8 protein-coding genes are annotated in these 12,354 nt (G+C 49.3%); all 8 read left to right on the top strand.

All coding sequences use genetic code 11. The features are described 5' to 3' along the window. Positions 1-260 precede the first annotated feature (260 nt). The 8 genes from secE (at position 261) to rpoC (ending at position 12,186) form a co-directional block, all read left to right on the top strand. Positions 261-632, top strand: coding sequence for a preprotein translocase subunit SecE (gene secE / locus LRP49_RS22075; protein WP_078751945.1), 372 nt, complete (start codon positions 261-263; stop codon positions 630-632). A 10-nt stretch (positions 633-642) separates the two neighbouring features. Then, on the top strand, positions 643-1,188 hold the full coding sequence (nusG, locus tag LRP49_RS22070; RefSeq protein ID WP_274145062.1) for a transcription termination/antitermination protein NusG: 546 nt from the start codon (positions 643-645) through the stop codon (positions 1,186-1,188). Positions 1,189-1,312: 124 nt separating this feature from the next. Further along, positions 1,313-1,741, top strand: a complete 429-nt coding sequence (rplK, locus tag LRP49_RS22065; protein ID WP_274145060.1) for a 50S ribosomal protein L11 — start codon at positions 1,313-1,315, stop codon at positions 1,739-1,741. Positions 1,742-1,745: 4 nt separating this feature from the next. After that, positions 1,746-2,450: a 50S ribosomal protein L1 gene (gene rplA, locus LRP49_RS22060; RefSeq protein WP_274145059.1), complete on the top strand. Its 705-nt coding sequence runs from the start codon at positions 1,746-1,748 to the stop codon at positions 2,448-2,450. Positions 2,451-2,686: 236 nt separating this feature from the next. After that, the gene (gene rplJ / locus LRP49_RS22055; RefSeq protein ID WP_274145057.1) at positions 2,687-3,175 is read left to right on the top strand and encodes a 50S ribosomal protein L10; all 489 of its coding nucleotides are present in this window, start codon (positions 2,687-2,689) and stop codon (positions 3,173-3,175) included. Between the two features lie 60 nt (positions 3,176-3,235). Next, the gene (rplL, locus tag LRP49_RS22050; protein ID WP_274145055.1) at positions 3,236-3,601 is read left to right on the top strand and encodes a 50S ribosomal protein L7/L12; all 366 of its coding nucleotides are present in this window, start codon (positions 3,236-3,238) and stop codon (positions 3,599-3,601) included. A gap of 230 nt (positions 3,602-3,831) precedes the next feature. Beyond that, a complete protein-coding gene (gene rpoB / locus LRP49_RS22045; protein WP_274145053.1) occupies positions 3,832-7,857 on the top strand; it encodes a DNA-directed RNA polymerase subunit beta in 4,026 nt (1,341 codons plus the stop codon). A 114-nt stretch (positions 7,858-7,971) separates the two neighbouring features. Beyond that, entirely contained in the window at positions 7,972-12,186 is a 4,215-nt protein-coding gene (gene rpoC, locus LRP49_RS22040) for a DNA-directed RNA polymerase subunit beta' (protein WP_274145051.1), read from the top strand. The last annotated feature ends 168 nt before the right edge of the window (positions 12,187-12,354 follow it).

Here is a 12,354-nt window from a genome sequence, read left to right as displayed (position 1 = left end):
TCGTACCGTAGGCGCGGGTGTTGTTGCTAAAATCATCGAATAAGATTTGACGACACACTAGCAAAAAGGGCATCATTTGATGCCCTTTTTCTGCACCAAATATTGGGATTGGACTTTTTTTCGCCAATTGGTGCAGTGATAACTGTTTTGGGATAGGAAAATACGCGTAAACGGACAACCGTTATTATTTTCTTTATCTATTACCTCGCTGACGCGAGGTTGTTGTCGTCTATGAAATAGATTAGTTACAGGTAGAATGTATGAAAGCGAATGCTGAAGCCCCAACCGGGTCAATGGACACCCTAAAATGGGTTGTGGTCTTTGCCTTAGTGGCAACTGCGGTAGTGGGAAATAGCCTGTACAGTGATATGTCTGTCGTGCTCCGAGCTGCTGCGGTCGTCGTACTTGTTGCTGCCGCGGGTGGTGTTGCTGCCCTGACAGCAAAAGGCAAAGCAGCGATCACCTTTGCACGTGAATCGCGTATGGAAGTGCGTAAAGTTGTTTGGCCTACTCGCCAAGAAACATTACAGACCACTCTCATCGTTCTGGCTGTCACTGTCGTCATGGCGCTCATCCTGTGGGGCATCGACGGTATTATGGTCCGTCTGGTCCGCCTAATCACTGGCGTGTGAGGTTAACTACATGAGCGAAGCTCCGAAAAAACGTTGGTATGTTGTTCAGGCATTCTCTGGCTTTGAAGGCCGAGTGTCTAAGTCTCTGAAAGAACATATCAAGATGCATGAGATGGAAGACTACTTTGGTGAGGTACTGGTACCTACTGAGGAAGTTGTCGAAATGCGCGCGGGACAGCGCCGCAAAAGTGAACGTAAGTTCTTCCCAGGCTACGTTTTGGTTCAGATGATCATGAATGATGAATCATGGCACTTGGTTCGCAGTGTTCCACGTGTGATGGGCTTCATTGGCGGAACGCCAGATCGTCCAGCACCGATTTCTGATAAAGAAGCGGACGCTATCCTGAACCGTCTGGAAAAAGCGAGCGAATCTCCAGTTCACAAAACTGTGTACGAAGCGGGTGAAGTTGTTCGTGTTACTGAAGGCCCATTTGCGGACTTCAACGGTGTAGTTGAAGAAGTCGATTATGAGAAGAGTCGCGTGAAAGTCTCTGTCTCTATTTTCGGACGAGCTACTCCAGTAGAGCTAGAGTTCAGCCAAGTAGAAAAAAGCTGATCGTTTTTTGCTCGGAAAGTATTGCGAGGGGCGCGAAATTTGAATACAATTTCGCGCCCTTTTGTTAAACGGGGAGTCTGTTTTCATAAAACAGACGTTTGAACCCAAATTTAGGTATTTAGTAATGGCTAAAAAAGTAGAAGCTTACATCAAGCTGCAAGTTGCAGCTGGTATGGCTAACCCAAGTCCACCGGTTGGTCCAGCACTGGGTCAGCACGGCGTTAACATCATGGAATTCTGTAAAGCGTTCAACGCACGTACAGAATCTCTTGAGAAAGGCCTGCCAACTCCAGTAGTTATCTCTGTATACAGCGACCGTTCTTTCACGTTCGAACTTAAGACTCCACCTGCAGCAGTTCTGCTGAAGAAAGCAGCTGGCATCAAGTCTGGTTCAGGCCGTCCTAACACTGAGAAAGTTGGTACTGTTACCGACGCTCAGATCCAGGAAATCGCGGAAACTAAAGCGAAAGACATGACTGGTGCAGACATTGAAGCGATGAAACGCTCAATCGCTGGTACCGCTCGTTCAATGGGTCTGGTAGTAGAGGGTTAAGACAATGGCAAAACTGACTAAGCGCATGCGCGTAATCCGCGAGAAAGTTGATGTAACTCGTGAGTATGACATCAACGAAGCTGTTGCTCTGCTGAAAGAATTGGCTACTGCTAAATTCGTTGAAAGTGTAGACGTTGCTGTAAACCTGGGCATCGATGCACGTAAATCAGACCAAAACGTTCGTGGCGCAACTGTACTGCCACACGGTACTGGCCGTGACATCCGCGTAGCGGTATTCACTCAAGGTGCGAACGCTGAAGCTGCTAAAGCTGCTGGTGCTGACATCGTTGGTATGGAAGATCTGGCTGAGCAAGTTAAGAAAGGCGAGATGAACTTCGACGTAGTTATCGCATCTCCAGATGCAATGCGCGTTGTAGGTCAACTGGGTACTATCCTGGGTCCTCGCGGTCTGATGCCAAACCCGAAAGTTGGTACTGTAACTCCTAACGTTGCTGAAGCGGTTCAAAACGCAAAAGCAGGCCAGGTTCGTTACCGTAACGACAAGAACGGTATCATCCACACCACCATCGGTAAAGTTGACTTTGACGCTGACAAGCTGAAAGGTAACTTGGAAGCTCTGCTGGTAGCTCTGAAGAAAGCTAAGCCTTCTTCAGCGAAAGGTACTTTCGTTAAGAAAGTAACTATCTCTACCACTATGGGTGCAGGTGTTGCTGTTGACCAGAATACTCTGGATGCACAAGCAAACTAATTGATTGAGGCGGCGAGTTGCTGTACAATTCGTCGCTTCAAATTTATGGCTAAGTTCGGCTTGCCGAACTTCGTCCAAGACCGTAGGCGTTTCGTGATTTTCATAGAAACTTAATAGATACCTACGTAGACGGTGCCAGGAACATGATAGATATATTCTTTCTTGGATCTGCGCCGTAATTACTCTCCTGCTGTGAAGCAGCGAGTGGTGTAAATATAATCCAGGAGCAAATCCAAATGGCATTAAATCTTCAAGACAAAAAAGCAATTGTTGCTGAAGTCAACGAAGCTGCCAGTGGTGCCCTGTCTGCAGTTGTAGCTGATTCTCGTGGCGTTACAGTTGGCGCGATGACTAATCTACGTAAACAAGCGCGTGAAGCGGGCGTTTACATGAAAGTCGTTCGTAACACACTGGCTCGTCGCGCAGTAGACGGTACTGACTACGAATGTCTGAAAGACATTTTTGTTGGTCCTACACTGATTGCGTTCTCTAATGAGCACCCAGGTGCTGCAGCGCGTCTTTTCAAAGACTTCGCTAAAGAGAACAAAAATTTCGAGATCAAAGCTGCTGCATTCGAAGGCTCAATCACTGACGCTGACGTACTAGCAACGCTGCCAACTTACGACGAAGCTATCGCACGTCTGATGATGTGCATGAAAGAAGCGTCTGCTGGCAAGCTGGTTCGCACTATCGCGGCTATCCGCGATCAGAAAGAAGCTGCGTAATTCGCATTGCTTTTTACTGGTTGCAAATTAAACTAATTGTTGACTTTAAAGAGAATTGTTATGTCTATCACTAACGAGCAAATCCTAGACGCAGTTGCAGAAATGTCTGTAATGCAAGTTGTTGAACTGATCGAAGCTATGGAAGAGAAGTTCGGCGTAACTGCAGCTGCTGCAGTTGTAGCTGGCGGCGTTGCTGCTGAAGCTGCTGAAGAGCAAACTGAATTCGACGTAATTCTGACTGCTGCTGGTCCTAACAAAGTAGCTGTTATCAAAGCAGTTCGCGGCGCAACTGGTCTAGGCCTGAAAGAAGCGAAAGCAGTTGTTGACGGCGCTCCAGCACCTCTGAAAGAAGCTGTTTCTAAAGAAGAAGCAGAAGCTCTGAAGAAAGATCTGGAAGAAGCTGGTGCTTCTGTTGAAGTTAAGTAATTATTGCTTAGCTTCCTAGCCTGAAAGGGCTACTGGCTGGTGGCTTTTTAGCCACCGGCCTTTTTGCGCTGTAGGGCAGTAGTGAATTTTGCACCCCGTTTAGTCACTACTCTCCATGCAAAAAACATCAGAACTAACCCTTTGATGTACCTACAGTAAACGGCGGTTTATAGTTACTGTCCCATCAGTCTGGACAGTTTGGGTCACTTATCAGCGAGCTGAGGAACCCTATGGTTTACTCTTATACCGAGAAAAAGCGTATCCGTAAGGATTTTGGTAAGCGTCCTCAAGTTCTGGACGTGCCATACTTGCTGTCTATCCAGCTTGATTCCTTCGAGAAATTCATCGAACAGGATCCAGAAGGGCAATACGGACTTGAAGCTGCTTTTCGCTCTGTCTTTCCGATTCAGAGCTACAACGGCAACTCCGAGTTGCAATACGTTAGCTATCGTCTCGGTGAGCCAGTTTTCGATGTTAAAGAATGTCAGATCCGTGGCGTAACTTATTCAGCACCACTGCGCGTTAAACTGCGTCTAGTGATGTTTGATCGAGATGCACCTGCTGGCACCGTAAAAGACATCAAAGAGCAAGAAGTCTACATGGGTGAAATTCCACTCATGACTGACAATGGTACCTTTGTTATTAACGGTACTGAGAGGGTTATCGTATCCCAGCTGCATCGTAGCCCGGGCGTCTTCTTCGACAGCGATAAGGGTAAAACCCATTCCTCAGGTAAAGTGCTGTATAACGCGCGCATCATTCCATACCGTGGTTCATGGTTGGACTTTGAATTCGATCCTAAGGATCTGCTGTACGTACGTATTGACCGTCGTCGTAAGCTGCCTGCATCGATCATTCTGCGTGCACTTGAGTACACTACCGAGCAAATCCTAGACCTGTTCTTCTCGAAAATTGTTTTCGAAGTACAAGGCAAGTCTCTGGTTATGGAGCTGGTACCAGATCGTCTACGTGGCGAAACCGCAAGCTTTGATATCGAAGCGAACGGTAAGGTATACATCGAAAAAGGCCGTCGCATCACTGCGCGCCACATTCGTCAGCTTGAAAAAGACGACGTTGCACAAATTGAAGTCCCTGTTGAATACATCGTTGGCAAAGTTGCTGCACGCGATTACATCAACGAGGAAACCGGTGAGATCATCGCTGGTGCTAACCAAGAGCTGAGCCTGGAATCTCTGGCGCTACTGTCTCAGGCTGGCCACAAGAAGATCGAAACCCTGTTCACCAACGACTTGGATAACGGCCCGTACATGTCTGATACCCTGCGTATCGACAGCACGACTGACCGTCTGACTGCGTTGGTAGAAATCTACCGCATGATGCGCCCTGGTGAGCCACCAACGCGCGAAGCAGCAGAACAACTGTTCGAAAGCCTGTTCTTCTCAGAAGATCGTTACGATCTGTCTGCGGTAGGTCGCATGAAGTTCAACAGCTCGCTAAACCGTGAAGAGATGACCGGTGAAGGCGTACTGAGCCATGAAGACATCATCGAAGTAATGCGTAAGCTAATCGATATCCGTAACGGTATCGGTGAGGTGGATGATATTGACCACCTGGGCAACCGTCGTATTCGTTCTGTTGGTGAAATGGCTGAGAACCAGTTCCGTGTAGGTCTGGTACGTGTTGAACGTGCGGTTAAAGAGCGTCTGAGCCTTGGCGATCTCGACAACGTGATGCCACAGGATTTGATCAACGCTAAGCCTATTTCTGCGGCAGTGAAAGAGTTCTTTGGCTCTTCTCAGCTGTCTCAGTTTATGGATCAGAACAACCCGTTGTCAGAAGTTACGCATAAGCGTCGTATTTCTGCTTTGGGTCCAGGTGGTCTGACGCGTGAACGCGCAGGCTTTGAAGTTCGAGACGTACACGCAACCCACTACGGTCGCCTATGTCCTATCGAAACACCTGAAGGTCCAAACATCGGTCTGATCAACTCGCTTTCAGCGTTTGCGCGTACCAACCCGTACGGCTTCCTGGAAACACCTTACCGCAAAGTTGTTGACGGTAAAGTGAGCGATGATATCGACTACCTATCTGCGATCGAAGAAGGTCAATTCGTTATCGCGCAGGCTAACGCCGCGCTGAACGAAGACGGTTCTTTCACAGATGAATTGATCACTGCTCGTCAGAAAGGTGAATCAGGTCTGCACCCACGTGACCATGTTCAGTACATGGACGTTGCAACCAACCAGGTTGTATCGGTGGCAGCATCACTGATCCCATTCCTAGAGCACGATGATGCTAACCGTGCACTTATGGGTGCGAACATGCAACGTCAGGCCGTTCCAACTCTGCGCGCTGATAAGCCGCTGGTAGGTACAGGTATTGAACGTGCAGTAGCGGTTGACTCGGGTGTAACTGCTGTTGCGAAACGCGGCGGTATGGTTCAGTCAGTCGATGCATCTCGTATCGTTATTAAGGTTAATGAAGATGAGCTGGTACCTGGCGAAGCTGGTATCGACATCTACAACCTGACGAAGTACACCCGTTCTAACCAGAACACCTGTATCAACCAGCGTCCATGTGTAATGCCAGGTGAACCTGTGCTGCGCGGCGATGTACTGGCTGACGGTCCTTCAACTGACCTAGGTGAGCTGGCACTTGGCCAGAACATGCGTATCGCGTTCATGCCTTGGAACGGTTACAACTTCGAGGACTCCATCCTTGTATCTGAGCGTGTAGTACAGGAAGACCGCCTGACTACCATCCACATCCAAGAACTGTCTTGTGTGGCGCGTGATACTAAACTGGGTAGCGAAGAAATCACTGCTGACATCCCTAACGTGGGTGAAGCTGCGCTGTCTAAGCTTGACGAATCTGGTGTTGTATACATCGGTGCGGAAGTGAAAGGTGGCGACATTCTGGTAGGTAAAGTAACGCCTAAAGGCGAGACCCAACTGACGCCAGAAGAAAAACTGCTACGTGCAATCTTTGGTGAGAAAGCGTCTGACGTTAAAGACTCTTCTCTACGTGTTCCTAACGGCGTATCTGGTACGGTCATTGACGTACAAGTATTTACCCGTGACGGTGTAGAGAAAGACAAGCGTGCGCTTGAAATCGAAGAAATGCAGCTGAAAGAAGCCAAGAAAGACCTGACAGAAGAGTTCTCTATTCTGGAAGGTGGTCTGGTAGCACGTGTTCGTGGCGTACTAGCAAATGCTGGTTACAGCCAAGAGAAACTGGCGAACATGGATCGTCAGAGCATGCTGTCTCAGACTCTTGACGACGAAGCACTGCAAACTCAGCTGGAACAACTGGCTGAGCAGTATGACGAACTGAAAGCTGACTTCGATAAGAAGTTTGACACCAAACGCCGTAAGATCACCCAAGGTGACGATCTGGCACCGGGCGTCCTTAAGATTGTTAAGGTATACCTGGCTGTTAAGCGTCGTATCCAACCTGGTGATAAGATGGCAGGTCGTCACGGTAACAAGGGTGTTATCTCTAAGATTAACCCTGTTGAAGACATGCCGTACGATGAAACCGGTGAGCCAGTAGATATCGTACTGAACCCATTGGGTGTACCGTCTCGTATGAACATCGGTCAGATCCTTGAAACCCACCTTGGCCTTGCGGCAAAAGGTATCGGTAACAAGATCAACAAGATGCTCAAAGAGCAGCAAGAACTGGCGAAATTCCGTGAGTTCCTGCAGAAGGTTTACGACCTGGGTGAAACGCGTCAGAAGATCGATATCAGCACTCTGAGCGACGAAGAAGTTCGCACACTGATCGAAAACCTGCGTGGCGGTCTTCCAATCGCAACGCCAGTGTTCGACGGTGCCCCAGAGCCTGCGATCAAAGAGCTATTGAAACTGGGTGATCTGCCAGAGTCTGGTCAGTTGAACCTGTTCGATGGCCGTACCGGTGACAAGTTTGAGCGTCCTGTAACTGTTGGTTACATGTACATGCTGAAACTGAACCACTTGGTTGATGACAAGATGCACGCCCGTTCAACCGGTTCTTACAGCCTAGTTACTCAGCAGCCGCTGGGTGGTAAGGCTCAGTTCGGTGGTCAGCGTTTCGGTGAGATGGAAGTGTGGGCGCTAGAAGCATATGGCGCAGCATACACCCTACAGGAAATGCTGACTGTTAAGTCGGATGACGTGAACGGTCGTACGAAGATGTATAAGAACATCGTCGACGGCGATCACCGCATGGAACCGGGTATGCCGGAATCTTTCAACGTATTGCTGAAAGAAATCCGCTCGTTGGGTATCAACATCGAGCTGGAAGACGAATAAGCCAACGCTTAATCGTGACTCCCTTCGCGCAAGCCGCGAAGGGAAGTTCCGGTATCAATATGAAGGCGCAGGTAGCCTGCGCTTTTATGGGTCAACTCCTCACAGGAGCCGAATGTGAAAGACTTACTTAAGTTTCTGAAAGCACAGCATAAGACCGAAGAATTTGATGCAATCAAAATCGGTCTAGCTTCACCTGACATGATTCGTTCATGGTCATTTGGTGAAGTTAAAAAGCCAGAAACCATTAACTACCGTACCTTTAAGCCTGAGCGTGACGGTCTGTTCTGTGCACGTATCTTTGGCCCGGTAAAAGACTACGAATGTCTTTGTGGTAAATACAAGCGCCTGAAGCACCGTGGCGTGATCTGTGAAAAATGTGGTGTTGAAGTTACTCAGACCAAAGTACGTCGTGAGCGTATGGGTCACATCGAGTTGGCTTCACCTGTTGCCCACATCTGGTTCCTGAAATCACTGCCTAGCCGTATCGGTTTGCTGATGGACATGCCTCTGCGTGACATCGAGCGTGTTCTGTACTTCGAATCATATGTTGTGATCGAGCCAGGCATGACCGATCTTGAGCGTAGCCAAATGCTGTCTGAAGAGCAGTATCTTGACGCGCTGGAGCAATGGGGTGATGAATTCGACGCTCGTATGGGTGCCGAAGCAGTTAAAGCTTTGCTGGGCAACATGGACCTGAAAGCTGAAACTGAACTTATGCGTGAAGAGCTGGAAGAAACCAACTCTGAAACCAAGCGTAAGAAACTCACCAAGCGCTTGAAGCTTGTTGAAGCATTCCTGCAGTCTGGAAACAACCCTGAGTGGATGATCCTGACTGTTCTTCCAGTTCTTCCACCGGATCTACGTCCGCTGGTACCACTGGATGGCGGTCGTTTCGCGACATCAGATCTGAACGATCTGTACCGTCGTGTAATCAACCGTAACAACCGTCTGAAACGCCTGCTGGATCTGGCTGCACCTGACATCATCGTACGTAACGAAAAACGTATGCTGCAAGAATCAGTTGACGCCCTGCTGGACAACGGTCGCCGTGGTCGCGCTATTACTGGCTCGAACAAGCGTCCTCTGAAGTCTCTGGCTGACATGATCAAAGGTAAGCAAGGTCGTTTCCGTCAGAACCTGCTTGGTAAGCGTGTAGACTACTCTGGCCGTTCGGTTATCACCGTTGGTCCATACCTGCGTCTGCACCAGTGTGGTCTTCCTAAGAAGATGGCACTTGAGCTGTTCAAACCATTTATCTACGGCAAGCTAGAAGCGCGTGGTCTTGCGACTACCATTAAAGCTGCGAAGAAAATGGTAGAGCGCGAAGAAGCGGTAGTTTGGGATATTCTGGATGAAGTTATCCGTGAACACCCAGTACTGCTGAACCGTGCACCGACACTTCACCGTCTGGGTATTCAGGCGTTTGAACCAGTGTTGATCGAAGGTAAAGCAATCCAACTGCACCCACTCGTTTGTGCGGCATACAACGCCGACTTCGATGGTGACCAGATGGCTGTTCACGTACCTCTGACACTGGAAGCACAGCTTGAAGCACGTGCTCTGATGATGTCGACCAACAACATCCTGTCTCCTGCGTCCGGTGATCCTATCATCGTACCTTCTCAGGACGTTGTATTGGGTCTGTACTACATGACCCGTGAAAAGATTAATGCGAAGGGTGAAGGCCTGTACCTGTCTGGTCCTGCGGAAGCTGAAAAAGCATACCGTACTGGCAGCGCAGAACTACACGCACGCGTAAAAGTTCGTGTTCGCGAAGTATTGGTTGACGAGCTGGGTAACCGCCAAGAAAACATTGGTCTGGTTGACACCACAGTTGGTCGTGCAATGTTGTGGCAAATCGTGCCTGAAGGCCTGCCGTACAGCATTGTTAACCAAGCTCTTGGCAAGAAGCAGATCTCTGCATTGCTGAACACCTGTTACCGTAAACTGGGTCTGAAAGACACTGTAATTTTCGCTGACCAAATCATGTACACCGGTTTCGCATACGCGGCACTGTCTGGTGTATCTGTTGGTATCGACGATATGGTGATCCCACAGGCGAAATACGACCTGATCGAAGCAGCAGAAGCTGAAGTTGCTGAAATCCAGGAACAGTTCCAGTCTGGTCTGGTTACCGCGGGCGAACGTTACAACAAAGTTATCGATATCTGGGCAGCTGCTAACGAACAAGTAGCAAAAGCGATGATGGATAACTTGTCTTTCGATACCGTTATTAACCGTGACGGCGAAGAAGAAGAACAGAAGTCTTTCAACAGCGTATACATGATGGCCGACTCAGGTGCTCGTGGTTCGGCTGCTCAGATTCGTCAGTTGGCGGGTATGCGTGGTCTGATGGCGAAACCAGATGGTTCTATCATCGAAACGCCAATCACCGCGAACTTCCGTGAAGGTCTGAACGTACTCCAGTACTTCATCTCGACGCACGGTGCTCGTAAGGGTCTGGCGGATACGGCACTGAAGACAGCGAACTCCGGTTACCTGACTCGTCGTCTGGTAGACGTAGCACAAGACGTGGTTGTTACCGAAACTGACTGTGGTACCTCAGAAGGTATCAACATGATGGCAGTTATCGAAGGCGGCGACGTTAAAGAAGCACTGCGTGAGCGTGTTCTGGGCCGTGTGGTTGCAGAAGATGTTCTCAAGCCAGGTACTGAAGAAGTGCTTGCGCCGCGTAACACCCTTCTTGATGAGAAGTGGTGTGACATTCTGGAGCAGAACTCTGTTGACCAGATCAAAGTGCGCTCTGTTGTAAGCTGTGAAACTGACTTCGGTTGTTGTGCAAACTGTTACGGTCGCGACCTAGCACGTGGTCACATTGTTAACCACGGTGAATCAGTGGGTGTTATCGCAGCTCAGTCAATCGGTGAGCCGGGTACACAGCTGACGATGCGTACGTTCCACATCGGTGGTGCGGCATCACGTGCGGCAGCAGAAAGCAGCATCCAAGTGAAGAACAACGGTTCTCTGCACTTGCATAACGCGAAGTTCGTTATCAACAATGCAGGCAAGCTGGTTATCACCTCGCGTGCATCTGAGCTGACTATCGTTGATGAGTTCGGCCGTACGAAGGAAAGCTACAAGCTACCTTACGGTTGTATCTTGAGCAAATTGGATGGCGACCTAGTTAAAGCTGGCGATATCGTGGCTAACTGGGATCCGCACACAATGCCGATCATCACTGAAGTAGAAGGTCGTATTGAGTTCGCAGACATGGTGGACGGTGTAACTGTTCAGCGTCAAACTGATGAACTGACCGGTCTGTCTTCAATGGTTGTTCTGGATGCGGCTGAGCGTACTTCTGCGGGTAAAGACATGCGTCCTACCGTTAAGCTGCTTGATGCATCTGGTAACGCTGTGATGATCCCTGGTACTGACATGCCAGCACAATACTTCCTGCCGGGTAAAGCTATTATCCAGTTGGAAGATGGTGCAAACGTTGGTGTGGGTGACACGCTTTCTCGTATTCCTCAGGAATCTGGCGGTACGAAAGATATCACCGGTGGTCTGCCACGCGTAGCAGACCTGTTCGAAGCACGTAAGCCTAAAGAGCCTGCAATTCTGGCTGAGATCACGGGTGCTGTTTCCTTCGGTAAAGAAACCAAAGGTAAACGTCGTCTGATCATCACGCCAACTGACGGCCAGCCATACGAGGAAATGATTCCTAAGTGGCGTCAGCTGAACGTATTCGAAGGTGAGAAAGTTGAGAAGGGTGACGTTATTGCTGACGGCCCAGAATCTCCACATGACATCCTACGTCTACGTGGCGTGCGTGCGGTAACTGAGTACATCACTAACGAAGTACAAGACGTTTACCGTCTGCAAGGCGTTAAGATTAACGATAAGCACATCGAAACTATCGTTCGTCAGATGCTACGCAAAGTAACTATCACGTCTTCAGGCGACTCTGAGTTCCTAGAAGGCGAGCAGGTAGAATACTCTCGCGTAACCATCGCTAACCGTCAGCTTGAAGCCGAAGGCAAGCAAGCTGCTGGATACGAGCGCGATCTGCTGGGTATCACCAAAGCGTCTCTGGCAACTGAGTCGTTCATCTCTGCTGCGTCGTTCCAAGAAACGACCCGCGTACTGACCGAAGCGGCAGTATCTGGTAAGCGTGATGAGCTACGTGGTCTGAAAGAGAACGTTATCGTTGGTCGTCTGATCCCTGCGGGTACAGGTTTTGCTTACCACAAAGCACGTCAAGCGCGTCGTAATGTGGTAGAAGAGCCAGCTACTCCACAGATTGATGCTGAACAGGCATCACATGATCTGGCTGCGCTGCTAAATGCAGGCCTGAGCGACGATAATTAATTTGTCGCCTCAAGACTGAATGAAAAAAGGCACCCCTCGGGGTGCCTTTTTTATTGCCTACGAGATAGTAGTACGTACATTTTGGATAGCGGGATAGCGGGATAGCGGGATAGCGGGATAGCGGGATAGCGGCGTCGAAGAAGCCGGCTGATACAAAACACCAACCGG

It is taken from the genome of Enterovibrio qingdaonensis (assembly GCF_028683135.1).
Taxonomy (GTDB): Bacteria; Pseudomonadota; Gammaproteobacteria; order Enterobacterales; family Vibrionaceae; genus Enterovibrio; species Enterovibrio qingdaonensis.
The sequence above is the reverse complement of the archived record's forward strand: the minus strand, read 5'-3'. Positions and strand labels throughout refer to the sequence as shown.

Bases quoted from the DNA above. Each gene is read 5' to 3' on its own strand.
- secE (WP_078751945.1), top strand. From the start codon at position 261: ATGAAAGCGAATGCTGAAGCCCCAACCGGGTCAATGGACACCCTAAAA.
- nusG (WP_274145062.1), top strand. From the start codon at position 643: ATGAGCGAAGCTCCGAAAAAACGTTGGTATGTTGTTCAGGCATTCTCT.
- rplK (WP_274145060.1), top strand. From the start codon at position 1,313: ATGGCTAAAAAAGTAGAAGCTTACATCAAGCTGCAAGTTGCAGCTGGT.
- rplA (WP_274145059.1), top strand. From the start codon at position 1,746: ATGGCAAAACTGACTAAGCGCATGCGCGTAATCCGCGAGAAAGTTGAT.
- rplJ (WP_274145057.1), top strand. From the start codon at position 2,687: ATGGCATTAAATCTTCAAGACAAAAAAGCAATTGTTGCTGAAGTCAAC.
- rplL (WP_274145055.1), top strand. From the start codon at position 3,236: ATGTCTATCACTAACGAGCAAATCCTAGACGCAGTTGCAGAAATGTCT.
- rpoB (WP_274145053.1), top strand. From the start codon at position 3,832: ATGGTTTACTCTTATACCGAGAAAAAGCGTATCCGTAAGGATTTTGGT.